The 20,363-nt window shown below is 68.6% G+C and carries 22 protein-coding genes; 6 read left to right on the top strand and 16 right to left on the bottom strand.

The genetic code is table 11. The features are described from left to right. The 14 genes from asd to AB0305_RS15700 all read right to left on the bottom strand — a co-directional run. A partial coding sequence (gene asd / locus AB0305_RS15765) for an aspartate-semialdehyde dehydrogenase (protein WP_366173357.1) occupies nt 1–974 on the bottom strand: 974 nt, incomplete at its 3' end. Nucleotides 975–1,048: 74 nt separating this feature from the next. Beyond that, nucleotides 1,049–1,381 (bottom strand): hypothetical protein, encoded by a 333-nt coding sequence (locus tag AB0305_RS15760; protein ID WP_290255973.1) that lies wholly within the window; start codon nt 1,379–1,381, stop codon nt 1,049–1,051. Nucleotides 1,382–1,436: 55 nt separating this feature from the next. Beyond that, nucleotides 1,437–2,090 (bottom strand): hypothetical protein, encoded by a 654-nt coding sequence (locus AB0305_RS15755; RefSeq protein ID WP_364133437.1) that lies wholly within the window; start codon nt 2,088–2,090, stop codon nt 1,437–1,439. 9 nt (nt 2,091–2,099) lie between these two features. Next, complete coding sequence (locus AB0305_RS15750; protein ID WP_364133435.1) at nt 2,100–3,200, bottom strand: WXG100 family type VII secretion target; 1,101 nt, start codon at nt 3,198–3,200, stop codon at nt 2,100–2,102. Between the two features lie 193 nt (nt 3,201–3,393). Beyond that, nucleotides 3,394–3,609, bottom strand: coding sequence for an NF038396 family protein (locus tag AB0305_RS15745; protein WP_290255970.1), 216 nt, complete (start codon nt 3,607–3,609; stop codon nt 3,394–3,396). Beyond that, a complete protein-coding gene (locus tag AB0305_RS15740; protein WP_364133432.1) occupies nt 3,609–4,220 on the bottom strand; it encodes a dihydrofolate reductase in 612 nt (203 codons plus the stop codon). Before AB0305_RS15740 ends, AB0305_RS15745 begins: the two co-directional genes overlap by 1 nt. After that, nucleotides 4,217–5,020: a thymidylate synthase gene (locus AB0305_RS15735; RefSeq protein WP_364133429.1), complete on the bottom strand. Its 804-nt coding sequence runs from the start codon at nt 5,018–5,020 to the stop codon at nt 4,217–4,219. The genes AB0305_RS15740 and AB0305_RS15735 overlap by 4 nt, the downstream gene beginning before the upstream one ends. Nucleotides 5,021–5,069: 49 nt before the next feature. After that, the gene (locus AB0305_RS15730) at nt 5,070–5,459 is read right to left on the bottom strand and encodes a GntR family transcriptional regulator (RefSeq protein ID WP_364133426.1); all 390 of its coding nucleotides are present in this window, start codon (nt 5,457–5,459) and stop codon (nt 5,070–5,072) included. Further along, nucleotides 5,456–6,604, bottom strand: coding sequence for a hypothetical protein (locus tag AB0305_RS15725; protein ID WP_364133423.1), 1,149 nt, complete (start codon nt 6,602–6,604; stop codon nt 5,456–5,458). Before AB0305_RS15725 ends, AB0305_RS15730 begins: the two co-directional genes overlap by 4 nt. After that, nucleotides 6,601–7,080 carry a hypothetical protein gene (locus AB0305_RS15720; protein ID WP_364133420.1) on the bottom strand — a complete coding sequence of 160 codons (480 nt, stop codon included), beginning with the start codon at nt 7,078–7,080 and terminating at the stop codon, nt 6,601–6,603. Before AB0305_RS15720 ends, AB0305_RS15725 begins: the two co-directional genes overlap by 4 nt. A 78-nt stretch (nt 7,081–7,158) precedes the next feature. After that, nucleotides 7,159–8,124: an NUDIX hydrolase gene (locus AB0305_RS15715; protein WP_364133417.1), complete on the bottom strand. Its 966-nt coding sequence runs from the start codon at nt 8,122–8,124 to the stop codon at nt 7,159–7,161. 11 nt (nt 8,125–8,135) lie between these two features. Beyond that, nucleotides 8,136–10,400: an RNA degradosome polyphosphate kinase gene (locus AB0305_RS15710; RefSeq protein WP_364133415.1), complete on the bottom strand. Its 2,265-nt coding sequence runs from the start codon at nt 10,398–10,400 to the stop codon at nt 8,136–8,138. A gap of 97 nt (nt 10,401–10,497) precedes the next feature. Next, on the bottom strand, nt 10,498–11,514 hold the full coding sequence (mshD, locus tag AB0305_RS15705) for a mycothiol synthase (protein WP_364133412.1): 1,017 nt from the start codon (nt 11,512–11,514) through the stop codon (nt 10,498–10,500). 302 nt (nt 11,515–11,816) lie between these two features. Then, nucleotides 11,817–12,515 (bottom strand): response regulator transcription factor, encoded by a 699-nt coding sequence (locus tag AB0305_RS15700; RefSeq protein ID WP_290255962.1) that lies wholly within the window; start codon nt 12,513–12,515, stop codon nt 11,817–11,819. Nucleotides 12,516–12,859: 344 nt separating this feature from the next. On the opposite strand from AB0305_RS15700, the gene AB0305_RS15695 reads away from it, so the two are divergent. From AB0305_RS15695 to AB0305_RS15670, 6 genes are all read left to right on the top strand, one after another. Continuing rightward, the gene (locus AB0305_RS15695) at nt 12,860–13,594 is read left to right on the top strand and encodes a permease (RefSeq protein ID WP_364133409.1); all 735 of its coding nucleotides are present in this window, start codon (nt 12,860–12,862) and stop codon (nt 13,592–13,594) included. Between the two features lie 179 nt (nt 13,595–13,773). Further along, on the top strand, nt 13,774–14,388 hold the full coding sequence (locus tag AB0305_RS15690; protein ID WP_364133406.1) for an FABP family protein: 615 nt from the start codon (nt 13,774–13,776) through the stop codon (nt 14,386–14,388). Between the two features lie 90 nt (nt 14,389–14,478). Further along, entirely contained in the window at nt 14,479–15,213 is a 735-nt protein-coding gene (locus tag AB0305_RS15685; RefSeq protein WP_364133404.1) for a flavodoxin family protein, read from the top strand. Between the two features lie 22 nt (nt 15,214–15,235). Further along, complete coding sequence (locus AB0305_RS15680; protein WP_364133402.1) at nt 15,236–16,318, top strand: folate-binding protein; 1,083 nt, start codon at nt 15,236–15,238, stop codon at nt 16,316–16,318. Next, the gene (locus AB0305_RS15675; protein WP_364133399.1) at nt 16,315–16,722 is read left to right on the top strand and encodes an ankyrin repeat domain-containing protein; all 408 of its coding nucleotides are present in this window, start codon (nt 16,315–16,317) and stop codon (nt 16,720–16,722) included. The genes AB0305_RS15680 and AB0305_RS15675 overlap by 4 nt, the downstream gene beginning before the upstream one ends. Nucleotides 16,723–16,797: 75 nt before the next feature. Next, a complete protein-coding gene (locus AB0305_RS15670) occupies nt 16,798–18,366 on the top strand; it encodes a DHA2 family efflux MFS transporter permease subunit (RefSeq protein WP_364133396.1) in 1,569 nt (522 codons plus the stop codon). 73 nt (nt 18,367–18,439) lie between these two features. Here the strand turns inward: AB0305_RS15670 and AB0305_RS15665 are convergent, their stop codons facing one another. Both AB0305_RS15665 and AB0305_RS15660 read right to left on the bottom strand, forming a co-directional pair. Further along, nucleotides 18,440–19,150 carry a GNAT family N-acetyltransferase gene (locus AB0305_RS15665; protein WP_364133394.1) on the bottom strand — a complete coding sequence of 237 codons (711 nt, stop codon included), beginning with the start codon at nt 19,148–19,150 and terminating at the stop codon, nt 18,440–18,442. Between the two features lie 54 nt (nt 19,151–19,204). Next, nucleotides 19,205–20,230 carry a 6-phosphofructokinase gene (locus AB0305_RS15660; protein WP_364133391.1) on the bottom strand — a complete coding sequence of 342 codons (1,026 nt, stop codon included), beginning with the start codon at nt 20,228–20,230 and terminating at the stop codon, nt 19,205–19,207. Nucleotides 20,231–20,363: the final 133 nt, after the last annotated feature.

Genomic DNA, 20,363 nt, shown 5'->3' with positions numbered 1-20,363 from the left:
GAACAGGCCCTGATTGCCGAATAGGTAGACCAGCGCAATACCCGGCAGCAGCGACGGCGCAAACAGCGGCAACATCGCCAGCGTGCGCATCGTGCTCGGAGCTTCAGCGTCAGGGCCTGAGAGTGGGAGCGCATGGCGCCGATCCGGACACAGAGGCCGTCCATGATCACCCGGTCCGCGGCGGAGGTGCCGAGGATCTTGTTGGTCTCTACGCCGGCCTTCCACTCCTCCTTGGACTGGCCGTTGCCCAGGTCCGCATCGATCCACGGGATCAACGAGCCGGCCAGCGGCACGCCGAACTGGGTGGCGTCGATGTCGGTGCGCTGGTGGGCCAGGACCTTGCGGTCGATCTCGAGGATGGCCGACGCCGGGTCGTCCAGTTCCGTGCTGACCTCGGCGTTGAGCGTGCCGAACTGGCTGAGCAGTTCACGCATGTGCCGGGCGCCGCCGCCGGAGGCCGCCTGGTAGGTCATGGAGGTTCCCCACTCGACCAGTCCGTTGGTGAACAGGCCGCCCAGGCCCATGAGCATGCAGGAGACCGTGCAGTTTCCGCCGATGAAGTCCTTGACCCCGCCGTCCAGGCCGGCGTCGATGACGTCGCGGTTGATCGGGTCCAGGACGATGATCGAGTCTTCGCTCATCCGCAGGGTGGAGGCGGCGTCGATCCAAAGGCCGTTCCAGCCGCGGCTGCGCAGTTCGCCGTGGACCTGCTTGGTGTAGTCACCACCCTGGGCGGTGACGATGATCGGCAGCTTCGCGAGGGTCTCGACGTCGTAGGCGTCCTCCAGCTTCCCGGCCGCGCCGGACGCTGCACCGGCGATGTCCGGGGCTGCACCGCCCGCGTTGGAGGTGGAGAAGAAGACCGGGTTGATGGCGGCGAAGTCGCCCTCGTCCTGCATGCGCTGCATTAGGACGGAGCCGACCATGCCGCGCCATCCGACCAGTCCGACGGTCGGGGAAGCTGCTGTAGTCATTGGGCCAGTTTAGACTTCACGCCGCCGGAGCCGCAGTCGGTTACGCCACAGCCGGACGGTTGCGGCGTAACCGACTATTCGGCCGGCCGGGGCAGGTCACGGGCCTTGCGGAGCTTCTCGGCCTTGCGTTCCTTGATGAAGCCGGCCCAGCCGGCAAAGAGCGGAAACAGCACCAATACGTACATCCACCAGATCTCGCCCATGATGTGCCACTGGTCCGTCAGGGCCATCTGGACAACCGCGTAAAGCATCAGCCCGAACAGCGCCGTCATCAGCAGGGACAGGAACAACAGCCCACCGGAGGAGTTCACGGGCTTGATGACGCCGAGGCCGTCGTCCTTGCGGACCCCGTATTCCTCGTCGGTATAGGCGACGATCTCACCATTTTCGGCAAGGCGGTGCCTCACGGGTTCCTTCGGCGCAGGCGACGGCGTGTATCCCGGTTCCTGCGGGACATCCCGGCTACGCCTCGCCACGGGACTCCTCAATGCCGGCCAGCAGCCCGGCGTCGTCCAGCGGGGCGCTCTCTGCAACCTCGTCGGTGGCGAAGTCCGGAACGCCGGTGGCCCAGTCGCGGCCGTCGCGGCGGACCAGCAGGTGCTTCTCCTCCTGCAACGTCTTGAAGACCAGGTAGGCCGTGCCGCCCGGGTGTTCCTCGACGTGCTGGCGGAGCACCCGCAGGATGGCCTCCGCGGAGCCGATGGTGGGATCCTGCGCGAACGCAAACCAGGTCCCCAGGGCGCGAGGCTGCAGCATGAGGGCTACCTCCGGTGCTTCGATAAGCACCACGTTGTCCATGCTGTCCTCGGTCAGGAGGGACATCTCGGTCCAGCGCGTCGCATGGCCCATGGCCGTTGCGACGGCGGCGGCGACGCCCTTGACGCCGACCTGGTCGTCGTCAGAGACGACGGCCAGGTCCCGGGCCAGCAGGGAGGATGCGCCGGCCGTGTTCAGCGTGGAGTCCTCGACGAGTTCCTCGGCGCGGAAGACGCTGACGGAACGGTCACGGGAAGGTCCCTCGAAAACGTTGAGGAGGTAGGCGAGTTCCCCCACCCCGAAACCGATGACGTCGACGCCGAGGCGCGGTTCCTGGGTCGTTTCGTGCTGGACGGTCATCTAGGTCTCCTAATCTCCAAAGCCGAAGAACTTGGCCACGGACTTTCCTGCATTCTTGACGTTGTTGGCGGTGTCGCTGACAAACTTGCCGGGGTCCTTCACGGCATTGACCACACCCTCACCGATGTCCTTACCCACGCTGGTGATCGTGTCCCAGTTCTCGTAGACCGCGATCCCCACGCTGGCCACCTGGCAGACGGTGCCGGCGGGCGGGGGAAGGAAGCAGCCGACGCCGAGAAGGGCTTTGCCGGCGCTTGCCGCACCCCCCTTGATGTCGCCGTCGGCGAACTTGGCGACGGAGTCATACGTGTTGAAGCCGACGCCGGCCCATCCCAGGCCGCGGGCGATGCCGGACTTGCCGAGCCACTCCAGGCTCGTGCCCTTGCCGAGCCAGGGCTTCTCCGCGATGAAACCGCCGAGCTTGTCCAACGGCTTGACGAAGTTGTTGAGGTTCTTCAGCGACGCCGCGTCCGAAGCCTTGTCGATGACGTTGAGGGTGCGGCTGGCCTTGGAAGAATCCTTGAGCAGCCCTTCAAGGGTCTTGTTGCCCGCTGTGGTCTGCCAGAGGTTGCGGATCTCGAAGCCCGGGCCGCCGAGCCGGTGCCTGCCCATGGTGAAGAGGGCGTTCACCAGTTCGGCGCGCTGGTTCTTCAATACCCAGCCGTACTGCCCGACGGTCTTGGCCAAGGTGAGCGGGGTCTTGATATTCTTCTGGATTCCCATGAACGTCTTGAGTCCCGCGGCGCCGCCGGCGAGGATGCCGCCGGCCACAGCCCACGCCCCAGGGCCGGACCCGTGGCCGAGCGGACCCAGTGGTCCGCCGCCGGACCCGGCCTTGGCGTTACTGGCCTTCTCCTGCTCGTCGGCCTGCGTCAGAAGCTGCTTGGACTGCTGCTTGAGCGCCCGTGCGGTCTGCTGGATCAGGGCGCGGTGGCTGCCGTTCCACTCCGAGGTGAAGCGCGCGCTGTCCGCACCCTTCCACGACGTGTTGTTGTTGATCGCCGCCGTCAGGGCCGTCGACTGCTGCAGCAGCGTCTCCGAGGTTTGCCCGAAGCTTTGCGCCAGCATGCGCAGCTGAGCGACGTCGGCGCCCCACATGTTACCTGCCACGATGTACATCCCCCTCTGTCGGGCACCAGCCTACTGTGCCGCTGCCGCACTCCCACGTATTCCCCCGGCCGCTGTCCACCTCAGCGAGGGGACCCGTGAACCGGACCGCCCCAATCTAACCCGGTTGCCGGCAGGCCGCGATGGGGTGCTCTCCCCATCCGGGTCCGCCGGGCGAAAAGGGCGAAGGCGCCCGCTACTCGCCGTCGTCGGCCAGCAGGGCGCTCTTGCGCCGCCGCAGCGCGAACATGGCGCCGAAGGCGAACACCTGGGTGACAATCACGAGCACGATCGCCCCGGCAATCTTGTTGCCGCCCAGGATCATGGTCAGTCCCACGATCGCGGACAGCAGCGCCAGCAGCGGCAGCAACATGTAGCCCAGGACGAACAGGGTTTCGGGTTTACGCAGCATTATTTGGCCTCCGTACGGCGCCAGAGGGTGATCCGGTAGCGGGTGCCGTTGGCGGCGGTGAGCCAGCCGTCGGCCGGGTAATTGGTTTCCGCGCGCCACTCGTAGCCGAGCTCGGGGGCGAAGGTGTCGCCTTCGGCTGCGGTGTCGATGGTGGTGACGACGGCGACGTCGGCCAGGTCCAGGGCCTGCGCGTAGATCTCCCCGCCGCCAATCACCCAGACCATCTCCGGGCCGGGGGCGAACTGGGACTCCAGGAGCGCCTCATCGAGGGATGCCACGGCCAGGGCGCCCTCCGCCTCGGGGGTGTCGCCCCAGCCGTCCTGCCGGGTGATGACGATGTTGGCCCGGCCGGGCAGGGGGCGGAATTTGGCCGGGAAGGACTGCCAGGTCTTCCGGCCCATGATGACCGGGTGCCCCGCGGTGAGCCGGCTGAAGTGCCGCATGTCCTCGGGCAGCTCCCACGGCATGGTGCCGCCTTGGCCGATCACTCCGGTGCTGGTCTGCGCCCAGACCAGGCCCAGGCCGGTGAGGCTGCCGTGCAACTTGTCGGTGAAGCCGCCGGGCTCCGCGGGGGCAGCCGCCGAGTTGCCCTGCCGGGGATCGGTGCTCATACGGCGATCGGGGCCTTGATCGTGGGGTGGTGCCGGTAGCCGACCACCTCGAAGTCCTCAAGGGTGTAGTCGAAGATCGACGCCGGGGTGCGGGTGAGCTTCAGCGTCGGGTACTCGTACGGTTCGCGTTCCAGCTGGGTGCGGACTTGGTCCACGTGGTTGTCGTAGATGTGCACGTCCCCGCCGGTCCAGACGAATTCACCGGGTTCCAGCCCGGTCTGCTGGGCGACCATCAGGGTCAGCAGGGCGTAGGAGGCGATGTTGAACGGGACACCGAGGAAGAGGTCGGCCGAACGCTGGTATAGCTGGCAGGAGAGTTTGCCGTCGGCCACGTAGAACTGGAAGAACGCGTGGCAGGGCGGCAGCGCCATGTTCTTGAGCTCGGAGACGTTCCAGGCGGAGACGATGTGCCGGCGGGAGTCCGGGTTGCTCTTGAGGTTTTTGATGAGCTCGGCGATCTGGTCGATGTGCCCGCCGTCGGGCGTGGGCCAGGACCGCCACTGCACGCCGTAAACCGGGCCCAGCTCGCCGTCGGCGTCGGCCCATTCGTTCCAGATGGTGACGCCCTGCTCCTGCAGCCACTTCACGTTGCTGTCGCCGCGCAGAAACCAGAGCAGCTCGGCGGCGATCGACTTGAAGTGCACCCGCTTGGTGGTGATCAGCGGGAAGCTGTCGGCGAGGTCGAAGCGCAGCTGTCGGCCGAAGACGCTGCTGGTGCCGGTCCCCGTGCGGTCGGACTTGTGGGTGCCGTGCTCCAGGACGTCGCGAAGCAGGTCTTCGTAGGGCGTTGGGATGCTCACCCCACCAGTCTACTGACCGGAGTCCTGCGGCGGTGTCCGGCGGTCAATCCTAGTCGAAGGTGCCGGACAGCCGGCCCCGCACCAGCTCGAGGACTGCCGCATCGTCCAGATGGGCAGAACGGGCAGCGGCGATGAGGCGGTCGGCAGCCTGCTCCACCTCGACGCCGGCGCCTCCCGGGCTGGCCCCCGGTGGCAGTGAGGTTGCCACCGTCGTCCCCTTCCGGCGGCCCGTCTCGACCAGGCCGGCGTGCTCCAATTCCCGGTACGCCCGGGCGACCGTACCCGCGGCGATGCCCAGGTCCGCCGCCAGCCGCCGCACGGTCGGGAGGTGTGCCCCCGGCTCGAGTGCACCGGCGGAGATCAACGCCGCAATTTGCGCCCGGATTTGCTCGAACGGGGGAACTGCCGAGCGGAGATCGATGGAAAGTCCTGCGGTCATGCGGCCGGCTGTGGGGTGGGACGTACGAAACCTCGGTGCGGAAGACGGACGGGCACGATGGCGATGACGATGGCGGCAGCAACGAAGACGCCTCCCGCCAGGGATGCGGGCCACCACTCACCGACGGAGTACCCGAAAGGCACTCCGGTCCCGGCCGGCGCGAAGACCGCAGCCCATGCCGGGGTTTGGGTCATCAGCAAGGCGGCGGTCAACGCGGCGAGGAGCGACGACAGGGTCCTCACGGCCCGGTGCACGGTGACGGCCCGGAGCGCTGCGTCCGGCCCGTTGGGGACGCTTCGCCGGAACCGGGCGAGAAGTGCGACCGGCAGGGAGGCGGCCGCGCCGACAGCCGCCAGCCCCGCGATGGGCAGCCAGTCCGCCGCACCGCCGAGTGAACTCTGACCGATGGCCGTGATTGCCAAGGCCAGCAGGAATGCGACGAGCGCCAGGACTGCCGTGGTCAGCATCGCCGGGCCGACGGTCCGGCGTGGCTGGCTGCGGGGGACTCCGGCGTCGCCGTAGTTGTGCCGGAGCACCAGCTCCCCGGCGGCCAGGCCGGCCGATGAGGCAACCGCGGCGACGGTGGCGAAGACGGCCCAGCCCAGCTCGAAGGTTTCGGCAGCCGGACCGGAGAGGACGAATTCCCCCACCACCAGCGGCAACCCGGCAGCAGCGGCGTGGAGCGGTCCGAGCGAGGACAGCAATCGCGCCGCCGGATGCTGGCCGGATCGCAGCCCCTCAACCGGACGGTTATCGGGTCCGAGCAGCGACGCCGCCAGCGTGGGCGGCCGCCAGCAGAACATCACCAGCAACACCGCCATGCCGGCCAGTCCGGCCGGATTGACCCACCCCGTGGAAACGGCGGCCGGATCCGGGTGTGTCGCGTAGTTGCCCGCGATGACGCCCAGGCCCGCGGCGATGGTGGCGACGGTTCTGAGCAGGCGGTTCATGGCGATGCTGCGCAGCGTCGCATTGTCCGCGGCGTCGAGGGCCTCCAGCTGACGGCGGCCGGCGATGAGAAGGAGCACCAGCACAGTGCCGCCGGCCAGGACCACCAGGGCCGCGCCGAGCCAGGCGGCCAGTTCCACTCCGGGGATGCGCCCGTCGCGGCCCCCCAGGAGCAGGGGGACGGATCCGTCGTTCACGGTGACGGCCGGGACGGCGTCGAAGCCGGCAGCATCGCGACGACGGCGATCAACGCGCCGGCCGCTACGAAAATCCCGCCCGTCACCAGCGCCAGGCGGCGCGGCAGGAAATCCCGGATCCGCCGAACGGAGAGCACCGTCCGCCGTCGCGCCTGCTGGGGCCCGGGGTAGCTGAGCTGGCCCACCGCGAGGCAGCCCAGGACCGGCCAGGCCAGGGCTAGAACGACGGCCTCTGTAACCCTGGGATAGGGCGCCGCCGAGGGATTGGCCGGGATGATGCCAAGGTTCATCGCGCCCTGAAGCGAGCTGGCAACCCAGCCGATGATCCCCACCCAGAGCGCATGATTGGACAGCGATGCGGCCGACGTTCCGGTGGCGGGATCGTGGCTCACCCAACGGAGCACGATGTACACCACCATGGCGCCCAGCGAGAGCCCCACCACCAGCATCGATGGCACGTACAGAAGGCCCGGCATAAGATCCCCCAATGATCCGCCTAGTTTGTATCAAGCAGTTGATACAAACTAGCTGGGCGGGGAACCGGGGTCAAGGACCTAGTCGTCGAACGGGCGGAACTGCTCCACGGCGATGACCTTGCCCTTGGCCCGCGAGACGTGGCAGACCACGAGTTCGCCCGGCGCAAGATACGGATCCGACTCCGGCAGCAGGGCGCGGAGCCGGGAGTTCATGTGCTTGCCCAGCTGCGCGAACACGGTGGGGAGCGCCGGGCGGTGCGTGCACAGCGCCACCGGCCGTTCCTTGTCGAACAGGCCCTCCACCACGTTGGCAGTCTTGTGCGGGCTGCGGCTGTGCAGGTGTTCGGTGAGCGAATCGTGCAGCTTGACCTTGGCCTCCACGGCCTTGGCGTAGGGCGCGACGGTGGCGACGCAGCGCAGCCACGGGCTGGTGACCACCCGGGAAGGGCGCCACGCCTGCAACAGCCGGCCCACGGCCTGGGCCTGGCGGGTCCCGGTGGCGGCCAGCGGACGGTCGCCCTCAGCCTTGGACCAGGAGGAGCGGGGCTTGGCCTTGGCGTGTCGGATCACCACAAGGGGCCAGGTCTCCAGCTCGTGCCGCTCGTGGGCTGCCACCAGGGCGTCCAGCGGGGCGCGGTCGGAGGGATTGGTGAGCAGGCGGGCGGCCTTCTCCGGCGCGCACCAGAGGACACTGTCCACTTCCTTGCCGTCCGGGTGCAGGGGAGCGCCGTCGACGTCGACCGCCCAGTAGTGCACCACCTTCAGCCCGGCGTTGACCCGGTAGTGGATCGGCGGCAGGGGGATGCCCAGCGGCGCCCGCAGGCCGATTTCCTCGGAGACCTCCCGCGCCGCGCACTCGGGAACCGTTTCGCCCGGATCCAGTTTTCCCTTGGGCCAGGACCAGTCGTCGTAGCGGGGCCGGTGGATCAGCAGGACCTCCAGCTTGTCCTTCTTTACCCGCCAGGGCAGGGCCCCGGCGGCGACGACGGCGATCGTTTCGCCGGCATGCTCGGTCTGGTCGGCTGCCAGCGCGTCGCTGTTCACTACCGGCGGCCCTAGCGCAGGCTCGCCGGGCGCTGCCGGGAACGGGACGCGAGCAGCCAGGACTGGACGTCCTGGAGTTCGGTGCCGTCCTCGGCGAGGTGGTGGCGGGACCACTCACCGCTGCGGTCCAGGTGCCAGCTTGCCGTCGCGGGATCCATGTACCGGCGGAGCATGTCCAGCACGTAGGTGACGTCGTCGCTGCTGGAGAGCTGGACAAGGGCCTCGACCCGGCGGTCCAGGTTGCGGTGCATCATGTCCGCGGAGCCGATGTAGACCACGGGGTCCCCGGCGTTGGCGAAGGCGAAGACGCGCGAGTGTTCCAGGAACCGGCCCAAAATGGAGCGGACCGTGATGTTCTCGCTCAGGCCCGGCACGCCCGGCCGCAGCGAGCAGATGCCGCGGACGATCACGTCCACCTTCACGCCGGCCTGCGAGGCCCGGTAGAGGGAGTCGATGATGGCCTCGTCGACCATGGAGTTGACCTTGATCTGCACCCGGGAGGCGATGCCGGCCCGGGCGTTGCGGATCTCGGTTTCAATCCGGTCAATCAGGCCGGACCGGACGGACCGCGGCGCCACGAGCAGCCGCTTGAACGTGGACTTGGGAGCGTAGCCGGAGAGCTGATTGAACAGCCGGGACAGGTCCTCCCCCACCTGCTCGTTGGCGGTCAGCAGGCCCAGGTCCTCGTAGTAGCGGGCGGTGCGGGGGTGGTAGTTGCCAGTGCCGATGTGGCAGTAGCGGCGCAGCCCGTCCACTTCCTGGCGCACGACCAGGGAGAGCTTGCAGTGGGTTTTCAGGCCCACGATGCCGTACACCACGTGCACGCCGGCCTGCTCGAGCTTCCGGGCCCAGGAGATGTTGGCCTGCTCATCGAAGCGGGCCTTGATCTCCACCAGGGCCAGGACCTGCTTGCCCGCCTCGGCGGCGTCGATCAGGGCGTCGACGATCGGCGAGTCACCGGAGGTGCGGTACAGGGTCTGCTTGATGGCCTGGACCTTGGGGTCCGCGGCGGCCTGCTCCAGGAACGCCTGGACCGAGGTGGAGAACGAGTCGTACGGGTGGTGCAGCAGGATGTCCCGGCGGCGCATCGCCGCGAAGACGTTGGCCGCCTTCGAGGTCTCGGACTCGTTCAGGTAGCGGGAGGTGTGCGGGACGTGCTTGGGGTAGTGCAGGTCCGCCCGGTCGATCCCGGCGACGACGGAGAGGCCGCGCAGGTCCAGCGGCGCGGGCACGGAGTACACCTCGGATTCCTCGACGCCCAGCTCACGGATCAGCAGCGCCCGAATGTTGGGGTTGATGTCGTTGGTGAGTTCCAGCCGGACGGGCGGGCCGAAGCGGCGGCGCAGCAGTTCCTTTTCCAGCGCCTGCAGCAGGTTCTCGGCGTCGTCCTCTTCGACCTCGACGTCCTCGTTGCGGGTCACGCGGAAGGTGTGGTGCTCCAGCACCTCCATGCCGGCGAACAGCTGGTCCAGGTGGACGGCGATGACTTCCTCGAGTGCGATGAAACGGGCCACCCGGCCGGGCACGGACCCGGCGCGCGGGCCATCGATGGAGATCAGTCGCGGCAGCTGGTCGGGGACCTTGACGCGGGCGAAGAGTTCCTTGTCGCTGACCGGGTTGCGGACCACGACGGCGAGGTTCAGGGAGAGCCCGGAAATGTAGGGGAACGGGTGCGCGGGGTCCACGGCCAGCGGCGTCAGGATCGGGAAGACCTTCTCGGCGAACATGGCGCTGAGCTGGTCCTTGGCCTGGTCGTCCAGCTCGTCCCAGTGCATCAGGTGGATGTGCTCGTAGGCCAGGGCCGGGCGGATCTGCTCGGCCCAGACCCGGGCGTGGCGCTGCTGCAGGCGGTGCGCCTCCTCGCCGATCTGTTCCAGGACCTGCATGGGGCTCAGCCCTGCGGGGGACGGCACGGCGAGTCCGGTGGCGATGCGGCGCTTGAGGCCGGCCACCCGGACCATGAAGAACTCGTCCAGGTTGGAGGCGAAGATGGACAGGAAGCTGACCCGCTCCAGCAGGTGCAGGTTCGGATCCTCGGCCAGTTCCAGGACGCGGGCGTTGAAGGCCAGCCAGCTCAGCTCGCGGTCCAGGAAACGGTCCGGGCTGATGTCGCCCTCGGGTTCGAGGTTCGGGGCGAACTCCGGGATGTCGATCCGGTCCTGGGTGGCGCGCGAGGCGGGAACTTCGGAGGAGCCGAACCGTGCCCGCGCCGGCCGGGAGGAGGTGTTCTGCGTTCCGGCTTTAGACGTGGCCGTCCCGGCGTGTTCCCGTTGCATGGTCTCTCCTAATGCTGGCGCGATGTAGCTTCAACCTTACAAGGATTCGCACCCCGGTGAGCCCGTTTGATGCCGGACCCGGAGGCCGTGGTGGGACCTAGCCGGCGGGCCGCGGCGCGTACATGACGTCCATGTCCCAGCGGGTGAAGCCGAGCCGGCGGTAGAGCGCGACGGCGGGGATATTGTCCCCGTCGACGTACAGCATCACCGCGTGCAGGCCCTGACGCTGGAGGTGGCGGATCCCGGCGACGGTGAGGGCCTTGCCCAGCCCGGTGCCCTGGGCCTCCGGGGCGACGCCGACGACGTAGACCTCGCCGATCGCGGGGTGGTCGCCGTGCCGGGGGTGGATCTTGGTCCAGTGGAAGCCCAGCAGCCGTCCCGAGGCATCTTCGGCGAGCAGGAATCCCTCGGGGCTGAACCAGTCCTCGGCCATCCGGGCGTCCAGGTCGGCCCGGGTCATGGCGCCCTGTTCGGGGTGGTGGACGAACGCGGCACGGTTCACCGCCAGCCAGGCCTCCTCGTCCCGTCCTGGCTCGAAGCTGCGGAGGGTCACGCCCTCCGGCAGCGGCACATCGGGCAAATCCGAGGCTGCCGTGGCCAGCCGCATCTTCCACAGTTCCCGGACCGGGACGTACCCGTACCGGGCGGCAAGGTCCGCCGCGGCCTCGTGGTTGCCGTGCGACCACGCCTTCAGGCCATCGAAGCCGCGGACGCGCTGCAGTTCACTGACCAGACGGTCCGCGACGCCCTGGTTGCGGTAGCTGGGGTGCACCGCCACCTCCAGCACCGCGCCGCCGTCCGGTTCCCCGATCACGACGGCGACGCCGGCCAGGTCGTTGCCGTGCGGACCGGCGGGAGCGGCGGCACTCTGGGGGGCGGCGTCGGCGTCCGTCGCCTTGCCGGAATAGTCGGGGGAGTAGAGCGCCAGGGTCATCACCGAATGCGGGCCGGCGTCCGCGGCGCGCAGTGTGACCAGCGTCTGCTCGGACAGGGGCGGGTTGCCGTCGGATTCCTCCGCGGCGGCCACCAGCGTCCTGACATCGCGCAGCAGCTGCTCGTCGACAGCTCCCTGCAGGGTGAGTACGGGCCAGTTTTCCGGGTGCGCGGGACTCATGGTGCAAGGCTATACGTCCGCGGGCCCGGGGAGGGGGTATCGGCCGGATTTGATGCTTCGCCGCCGGATGCGTATAGTCGGTAACTCATCCGGCGCAGGGATTGATCGATGAGATCGCTGTTTCGGAATCTGAGGGGGATCCACCAGTGGGGTGGCCTCGATACGTTCGACCCGTATGTCCTCCACAAAAGCGCCGTAGGGCGCATAAGAAAGGCCCCGGACCTGATGGTCCGGGGCCTTTATGTTTTCCGCTTACTGCGATTTGCGGTTTGTGTCGGTATGTCTCCGCCGCGCCGCCGGGGCTACGCCTCGGAGAGTTCCTCATCCGGCTGCCGGGCCAGGGTGAGCCGGTAGCCGACGTTGCGTACGGTGCTGATCAGGTTTTCGTGGTCCGCGCCGAGCTTGGCGCGCAGGCGCCGGACGTGCACATCGACGGTGCGGGTGCCGCCGTAGTAGTCGTAGCCCCAGACCTCGGTGAGCAGCTGCTGGCGGGTGAACACGCGTCCGGGGTGCTGGGCCAGGTACTTCAGCAGTTCGAATTCCTTGAACGTCAGGTTCAGCACGGCGCCGTTGACCCGGGCGGTGTAGCTGGCCTCGTCAATCACAACGCCGGCCGCGCGGATCTCGGTGGGGGTGTCGTCCTGGTCCGGCATGGCGCGGGCGATGCCGAGCCGGATCCTGGCCTCCACCTCGGCCGGTCCGGCGGACTCGAGCAGGATGTCGTCGACGGCCCACGCGGAGGAGACGGCGGCCATGCCGCCCTCGGTGAGGATCAGCATGAGCGGGGCGCTGAGGCCCGTGGCCTTCAGGAGCTGGGTCAGGGAGCGGGCGCCCACCAGGTCCTTGCGCGCGTCGAGCAGGACGATGTCGCACGGGTCGGTCTCGAGCAGTGCCGTGGGCTCCGCCGGCAGGATGTGGACCCGGTGGTTGAGCAACTCAAGCGCAGGCAGGACGTCCACCGATGAGCCGGTGCTGTTCGTCAATAACAGGATGTGCGACATGGTTCCTCCAAGGGGTGTCCGCGCATCGTTGGGCGTTTGTGCCGGGCTTTCACCGGCCGGTACTGGACTCCCGGTCCGGGCTCCGGTGTGCGGAGCCCTGCTTGAAGTCTGGTGCGGCCCTGGGTGGGGCCGGCCGGGGGAGCGTAGCTGAGGCTCTGAGTATACCCAAACGCCTTCCCGCGGGCACGGTTTAGCGGCTTGCCGCGTCCGCTGCTGCGACACAAAACGTTCATATAGGGCAGGATTGACCGGAGAACCGCCGCGGGAAGAACCGCAGTCCACAGAGCAGCCAACACGGCAGTCACTAGAGCCGCACGGGGGAGAACCGCATTGGGAAGAAGCGCATGAAGTCCTGGAGCGTCGGTGTTATCGGCATGGCCGGGCTCGCCGCGATCGTCGCCGGAGCCTACTCCACCCCGGAGGTCCTGCTGGCCGTAGCCGTGCTGACCGCCGCCCTCGTGGGCTTCGGCTGGCCGTACTTCCTGGGTATCCCGGCCAAAAAGACCCTCGCCGCGCTGATCGGGCTGCCGGGGATCGGCTCCGCGGTGGCCGCAACCTACCTGCCGGGTCCGGCCTTCCTGGCCTGGACCCCGGCCTTCGTCGCCGCTGGGGTGATGGCGGTGTTCGTCATGCAGCTGATCCGCGGCACCGGCCAGGCCCAGCGGCTCGAATCCACCCTCGGATCCTGCGCCGGGGTCCTGCTTTCCTGCCTTGGCGCCGGCTGGATCGCTTGCTCCCGGTTCAACGGGGTCAAGGAGATGCTGCTCATCGCCGCCATCAGCGCGGCGATCGCGCTCGCGGCCGGCCTGATCCGCTGGCCGGACCGGGTGGTGGCGCCCCTGGGCATCGTCGGGGCCGGGCTGGCCGGCCCGCTGGCGGGCCTGGCGATCTCGAACATCGCCGTGGTGCCCGGGGCGCTGGTCGGAATAGTGGTCGGCGCCGTGCTGGTCAGCTTCCGCCGCCTCGTGATCATCCGCGGCGAAACCCTGAACCTCGCGGCGGTCCTCGGAATGGGGCTGGGACCGGTCTCCGCCGTCGGATCCCTGGCCTACTTCATCGATAAACTCCTCATCTACTAACGCGTTAGGATGTCATCATGTCCGTACTTGCATTTGAAATCTTCTTCCTTGTCCTGCTTGCCGTGGCCGGCCTGTCCATGGCCTGGTTCGCCGGTTTCGTGGTCTACCGCCTCTTCAAGGGCCAGAAGTAACCACCACCCCGCAACCGCCCGGAAACCGTCGCTTTAGAGGTCAACGCCGTGCCCATTGAGATCCCCACCGATCTGACGCCCGAAATCGTTCCGCTGTCCTGGCTCATTGGTGAGTGGGAAGGCCGCGGCCGGCTGGGTGCCGGCGACGAGGATTCCGAGCACTTCCTGCAGCACGTCTCCTTCACCCACAACGGCCTGCCCTACCTGCAGTACCGGGCCGAATCGTGGCTGACCGATGACGAGGGCACCAAGCTGCGACCGCTGACGGTGGAGACCGGCTTCTGGGCCCTCGACCGGAAGCAGCGCGAGGAGGACGGCGGTCCCGGCCTGATCCCGGCCGACATCGTCCCCGTGTTCAAGAGCGCCGAAGAGGTCGAGGAGCTCCGCAACGCCGACGGCGGGTTCGACATCTCCGTCTCCATCGCCCACCCGGGCGGCATCTCCGAGCTGTACTACGGCCAGATCAAGGGCCCGCAGATCCAGCTCAGCACAGACCTGGTGATGCGCGGCAGCCACTCCAAGGACTACACCGCGGCCACCCGCATCTTCGGACTGGTGGACGGGAACCTCCTCTGGCGGTGGGACGTTGCAGCCGGCAAGAGCCAGGCCGGCGACGGCGGCCTGGAAGCCCACGCCTCCGCCATCCTCAGCAAGGTCGGCTGACAGCGCAGCTGCCCGGGACCGCTCCCCGCCGCCGGCTTTCCATAAGTCCGCATCGAACGCGGGGAGCAGTGCCAATAAAGGGAGCAGTCCATGAATGATCCGCAGACCAGCGAAGCCGGCAAACGCCGCTACGACGACCTCTCCGCCGTCTTCTTCAACGGCACACTGAAGAAGTCGCCCGAGACCTCCAACACGGACGGGCTGATCCAGATCAGCCGCCGGATCATGGAGAAGCAGGGCGTCACCACCCGGGTCATCCGGACCGTCGATCACGACATCGCCAGCGGCGTGTACCCGGACATGCGCGAGCACGGCTGGTCCACCGACGCGTGGCCGGAGCTGTACCCGGCGGTGCGGGACGCGGACATTGTCGTCGTCGCCGGCCCCATCTGGCTGGGCGACAACTCCTCGCAGACCAAGAAACTCATCGAACGCCTCTACGCCCACTCCGGCGAACTGAACTCCCGGGGCCAGTGGGCGTTCTACCCCAAGGTCGGCGGGTGCCTCATCACCGGCAACGAGGACGGCATCAAACATTGCGCCATGAACGTGCTCTACAGCCTGCAGCACATCGGTTTTACCATCCCGCCCCAGGCCGACGCCGGCTGGATCGGCGCCGTGGGTCCCGGTCCCAGCTACCTCGATGAGGGCTCCGGCGGGCCGGAGAACGACTTCACCAACCGCAACGCCACCTTCATGACCTGGAACCTTTTGCACCTGGCCCGGATGCTCAAGGACGCCGGCGGGATCCCGGCCTACGGCAACCTGCCCGAGGCCTGGAAATCGGGCACCCGTTTTGGCTTCGAAAATCCGGAATACCGCTGAGGACAGAGGACTTCTACTTCATATGAGCACCAAGAGCCCTTTGCTGTCGCGCCCCGGAGCCGTGGAGGCCGCCGGACCCGACGCCGGCGTGGCCGCCCACTACGGCGAGCCCCTGCGTGAGCAGCGCGCCCTGGCGGCCGGCACCGCCGTCGTCGACCTCTCCCACCGCGGGGTGGTCACGGTCACCGGACCCGACCGCCTGAGCTGGCTTAACACCCTGTCCTCGCAGCAGGTCACGGCACTGCCCCCGGGCCAGTCCACCGAGCTGCTGCTGCTCAGCGTGCAGGGCCGGATCGAGTTCGACGCCCGCGTCGTCGACGACGGCGCCACCACTTGGCTGATCGTCGAGGCCGCGGAGGCCGCCCCGCTGGCGGAGTGGCTGAACCGGATGAAGTTCATGCTCCGGGTGGAGATCGCCGACGTCTCCGCGGATTGGGCCGTGCTGGGCAGCACCCGGGCTGTCCCCGAATGGGACCGCCTGACCGTCTGGGAGGATCCGTGGCCGCACGTCGGCGCCGGAGGGTACTCCTACGCCGTCGTGGCGGAGCAGGAGCACCCCGGGCTGGAGCGGCCGTGGTTCGAATACCTGGTCCCCGCAGCGGAGCTTGAAGCCTCGGTGGGGGAGCGCCCCCTCGCCGGAACCCTCGCTGCCGAGGCGCTGCGCATCGCCGCCTGGCGTCCGCGCTGGGGTGCGGAGACCGACGAGAAGACCATCCCGCACGAGCTGGACCTGCTGCGCACGGCGGTCCACCTGGCCAAGGGCTGCTACAAGGGCCAGGAAACCGTCGCCCGCGTCCACAACCTCGGCCACCCGCCCCGCCGCCTGGTGTTCCTCCAGCTCGACGGCTCCCAGCACACGCTGCCCGCCGTCGGCAGTGACGTGCTCGCCGGGGACAAGAAGGTCGGCACCGTGACTTCGGTGGGCCAGCACTACGAAATGGGCCCGGTGGCCCTCGCGGTGATCAAGCGCTCCGTCGATCCGGCGCAGGTCCTGACGGTCGCCGACGGCACCGAAACCTACCCCGCGGCCCAGGAACTCGTGGTCGCGCCCGACGCGGGCCAGGTCGTCGGCCGTCAGACCGGATTCCTGAGGAGCCCCCGATGACCGGCGAACAGCATTCATCCACGCAGGCCCCCGACGCGGACACCGTCGACCTCGCGCACCGGCTTTTCGACGCCGCCCGGGAGGGTGACACGGCCCTTCTGGCGGCGTACCTCTCCGCCGGCGCCCCCGCGGCGCTGAGCACCGCCTCCGGCGACTCCCTCCTGATGCTGGCCACCTACCACGGCCACGCGGAAACGGTGCGGCTGATCCTGGCCCACGGCGGCGACGCCAACACCGCCAACGACCGCGGCCAGACCCCGCTGGCCGGCGCCGTCTTCAAGGGTTACCGCGACGTTGTCGAGGCGCTGGTCGACGCCGGTGCAGACCCCGACGCCGGCAGCCCCACCGCCCGGGACGCGGCCACCATGTTCGCGCGCAGCGAGATCCTCGCCCTGTTGCGCTGACCTGGCTGTCCCACCCCGGCTGTAGTCTCAACGCTCCACCTTCACCCCGGCAGTAAGCACCTAAAGGAAGAACCGATGGAAAACGTAGCGCGGCCCTGGGCGGCCCTCTGGTCCCTGGTGATTGGGTTCTTCATGATCCTGATCGACACCACCATCGTCTCGGTGGCGAACCCGAAGATCATGGAAGGACTCAACGCTGACATCAACTCGGTGATCTGGGTGACCAGCGCCTACCTGCTGGCCTACGCGGTTCCGCTCCTGATCACCGGACGCCTGGGCGACCGGTTCGGTCCGAAGCGGCTCTACCTCACCGGCCTGGTGGTCTTCACCCTTGCCTCACTCTGGTGCGGGCTTTCCGGCGACATCCAGACTCTCATCGCGGCCCGCGTATTGCAGGGCCTCGGGGCCGCGCTGATGACGCCGCAGACCATGGCCGTCATCACCAGGATTTTCCCGCCGGACCGCCGCGGTGCCGCCATGGGCATCTGGGGCGCCACCGCCGGCGTCGCCACCCTGGTGGGCCCCATCCTGGGCGGCGTGCTGGTGGACGGGCTTGGCTGGGAATGGATCTTCTTCATCAACATTCCGGTCGGGATCGTCGGCTTCGTGCTGGCCTCCCGGTTCGTCCCGGCGCTGGACACCCACCCGCACAAGTTCGACATCCCCGGCGTCCTGCTCAGCGCCGTCGGCCTGTTCCTGCTCGTGTTCGGCATCCAGGAGGGTGAAACCTTCAATTGGGGCACCATCAGCGGCCCGATCACCGTGTGGGGCCTGATCATCGCCGGCATCATCGTGCTCGTGGGCTTCGTCCTCTGGCAGCACTTCAACAAGGGTGAGCCGCTCCTGCCGCTGGGCCTGTTCAAGGACCGCAACTTCTCGCTGGCCAATATCGCCATCACCTCGGTTGGCTTCACGGTCACCGGGTTCGGCCTGCCCCTGATCTTCTACTACCAGGTGGTCCGCGGCCTCACGCCCACGCAGTCGGCGCTGATGATGGTGCCCATGGCCGTTATCTCCGGCGGCCTGGCCCCGGTGGTGGGCCGTATCATCGACCGGGTCAACCCGAAGTACATCACGGCCACCGGTCTGGTCCTGATGTCCGTGGCCCTGTTCTGGAACTCCTCGCTGATGCACCCGGACACGCCCATCTGGCTGTTCCTGCTGCCCAGCACCGTCCTCGGCTTCGCCAACGCCGGTATCTGGGCTCCGCTGAGCTCCACCGCCACCCGCAACCTGCCGCCGCGGCAGGCCGGCGCCGGCTCCGGCGTCTACAACACGACCCGCCAGATCGGCGCCGTCCTGGGCAGCGCCGCGATTGCCGTGTTGATCCAGTCCCGGCTGGCCGCAGAGCTTCCCGCCGCGCCGGGATCGGCTGGCAACGCCAGCCCGATGGCCTTTGGCGGCGCGCTGCCGCCGCAGCTGCATGAGGGGTTCTCGACGGCGATGGGCCAGTCCATCCTGCTGCCCGCCGTCGTCATCCTGCTCGGTGCAGCCGTGGCGCTGTTCTTCGCCAAGCCCCAGGTCACCCAGCCGTGGACGGCTCCGGCAACGGAGTCCAAGCCGACGACGGAGTCTGCGACGGCGGAGCCCGCCAAGGAGGGCCGCGACGCCGTGGCCGACGGCGTGGAAGCCCGGCAGGTCTAGGGCAATTCGCCCGGGCCGCTCGATGGGATGCCCCGTCGAGCGGCCCTGAGGGGCCGGGGCCGCAGGGGCTGCTCTAACCCAGCAGGACGCTGGTCTGGATTCCGCCGGCGGTGAAGCCCAGGCTCCGGGCGAGGGCCAGCGAACCCTTGTTGCTGACATCGGCACGCCACTGCAGGGTCAACCCTGAGGCGAGGGCCTCGTGGGCGGCTATCGACGCGGCCAGCGTCCCGAGCCCGCGCCGGCGCCACCCCGGTGCCACCAGGACCCCAAGGTGCGCCAAGATGCCCTCCCACTCGCTGTAGGCGCCGCAGGCCACGGGGGAACGGTGGCCGTCCTCGACGTGCATGATGGTGAACCGGTTTTCCAGGTCCGCCAAGCCCACCTCGTTGACGTCGTCCGGCGGGCACAGGCCCTCGAGCTCGATGGCCTCGGGGTTGCCGTGGGAGACGGTGAGCTCCTCGGCAGGCTGCCTCAGGGGCAGGTCATCGGCGAAGAAGAGGGCTGCGGCGCCGAGGCCGTGGCCGCCCCGGGCACGGGTGATCGTCAGGAGTGTGACGTGCTGGGCCAGCTCCTCGTCGGAGTAGGCTTCGGCGGCTTCCAGCGCCCAACCCGGTCCCACCAAGGCCGAACCGCCGAACAGCCGGACGAACTGCAGCGCCCGGGCGTCGTCGACGGCCCGGGTGATGCGCTGCCCGCCGGAGGCCGTGAACGCGCCGTCGTCGAGCCCCAAACGGCGGGCCCACGCGAGCTGGATGATGTCGGCGGAGCCGGGCGTGAGTGTCATGGTTCAACCCTACCCAGACCGGTAACTGCGCCGGCCCACCCCGGCTGCGGCGGCCTAGCCGAAGAGGACGGCGGCTTCCTCGTAGCGGTGCTGCGGGACGCTCTTGAGGTTGCCCAGGGCCGCCTCGAAACCGACGTGGACGATGTCCGTGCCATTGAGCGAGACCATGGTGCCCCAGCGCTCCTCCACCACAGAGTCGATGGCCGCCATGCCGAGGCGGGTGGCGAGGACCCGGTCGAAGGCGGTGGGAACGCCGCCGCGCTGGATGTGGCCGAGGACCGTGGCGCGGGTTTCGATGCCGGTGCGGGCCTCGAGTTCGGGGGCCAACAGTTCGGCGATGCCGCCCAGCCGGGGGCGGCCAAAGGTGTCCAGTCCGCGCTCGGAGTGCGGCGATTCCTGGCCCTCGGGGACGAAGCCCTCCGCGACGACCACCAGAGGTGCGCGGCCGCGCTCATGGGCGGAGACCACCCATTCGGTGATCTGCTCCATGGAGGCCTGCTGCTCGGGGATGAGGATGGCGTGGGCGCCGGAGGCCATGCCGGCGTGCAGGGCGATCCAGCCCACGTGCCGGCCCATGACCTCGGCGATCATGGTGCGGTGGTGGGATTCACCGGTGGTCCGCAGCCGGTCGATCGCCTCGGTGGCGATTTCGACGGCAGTGTCGAAGCCGAAGGTGTAGTCCGTGGCGTCGAGGTCGTTGTCGACGGTCTTGGGGACGCCGACGATCTTGAGGCCGGCGTCGGTGAGGCGCTTGGCGGCCGCGAGGGTGCCCTCGCCGCCGATTGCGATGATGGCGTCGATGCCCAGCCGGTCCATGTGGGCCTTGATGACCTCGGGGCCGCCGTTGTTTTCAAACGGGTTGGTGCGGGAGGTGCCCAGGATGGTGCCGCCCTGCTTGGCGATGCCGCGGACCATGGTCCGGGGAATCCCGATGATGTCGCCCTCGACGACGCCGCGCCAGCCGTCCAGGAATCCCACGAACTCGTGGCCGTGGACCGCGATGCCCTTGAGAACGGCGCCACGGATGACGGCGTTCAGTCCGGGGCAGTCGCCGCCGCTGGTGAGGATTCCAATTTTCATGTCTGGGCTCAAATCCTGGTTTGAAGGTGTACGGGCAGAGCGCCACGCTGAGCTCACCAAGAAGTTTAGCCGGGGATGTGGGGCAGGACACAAACCGGTTCCGGAGGCCCGGACGCACGCTGCCCCCGCCACG

This window comes from Arthrobacter sp. NPDC080086, assembly GCF_040702285.1.
This window is presented reverse-complemented; position numbering and strand designations above follow the sequence as displayed.

What these genes read in the sequence shown, in the direction of transcription:
- AB0305_RS15745 (WP_290255970.1), bottom strand. Translation starts at nt 3,609, where the DNA reads ATGCTGCGTAAACCCGAAACCCTGTTCGTCCTGGGCTACATGTTGCTG.
- AB0305_RS15670 (WP_364133396.1), top strand. Translation starts at nt 16,798, where the DNA reads ATGGAAAACGTAGCGCGGCCCTGGGCGGCCCTCTGGTCCCTGGTGATT.
- AB0305_RS15660 (WP_364133391.1), bottom strand. Translation starts at nt 20,230, where the DNA reads ATGAAAATTGGAATCCTCACCAGCGGCGGCGACTGCCCCGGACTGAAC.
- AB0305_RS15675 (WP_364133399.1), top strand. Translation starts at nt 16,315, where the DNA reads ATGACCGGCGAACAGCATTCATCCACGCAGGCCCCCGACGCGGACACC.
- AB0305_RS15695 (WP_364133409.1), top strand. Translation starts at nt 12,860, where the DNA reads ATGAAGTCCTGGAGCGTCGGTGTTATCGGCATGGCCGGGCTCGCCGCG.
- AB0305_RS15730 (WP_364133426.1), bottom strand. Translation starts at nt 5,459, where the DNA reads ATGACCGCAGGACTTTCCATCGATCTCCGCTCGGCAGTTCCCCCGTTC.
- AB0305_RS15740 (WP_364133432.1), bottom strand. Translation starts at nt 4,220, where the DNA reads ATGAGCACCGATCCCCGGCAGGGCAACTCGGCGGCTGCCCCCGCGGAG.
- AB0305_RS15710 (WP_364133415.1), bottom strand. Translation starts at nt 10,400, where the DNA reads ATGCAACGGGAACACGCCGGGACGGCCACGTCTAAAGCCGGAACGCAG.
- mshD (WP_364133412.1), bottom strand. Translation starts at nt 11,514, where the DNA reads ATGAGTCCCGCGCACCCGGAAAACTGGCCCGTACTCACCCTGCAGGGA.
- AB0305_RS15755 (WP_364133437.1), bottom strand. Translation starts at nt 2,090, where the DNA reads ATGACCGTCCAGCACGAAACGACCCAGGAACCGCGCCTCGGCGTCGAC.
- AB0305_RS15685 (WP_364133404.1), top strand. Translation starts at nt 14,479, where the DNA reads ATGAATGATCCGCAGACCAGCGAAGCCGGCAAACGCCGCTACGACGAC.
- AB0305_RS15680 (WP_364133402.1), top strand. Translation starts at nt 15,236, where the DNA reads ATGAGCACCAAGAGCCCTTTGCTGTCGCGCCCCGGAGCCGTGGAGGCC.
- AB0305_RS15665 (WP_364133394.1), bottom strand. Translation starts at nt 19,150, where the DNA reads ATGACACTCACGCCCGGCTCCGCCGACATCATCCAGCTCGCGTGGGCC.
- AB0305_RS15700 (WP_290255962.1), bottom strand. Translation starts at nt 12,515, where the DNA reads ATGTCGCACATCCTGTTATTGACGAACAGCACCGGCTCATCGGTGGAC.
- AB0305_RS15720 (WP_364133420.1), bottom strand. Translation starts at nt 7,080, where the DNA reads ATGCCGGGCCTTCTGTACGTGCCATCGATGCTGGTGGTGGGGCTCTCG.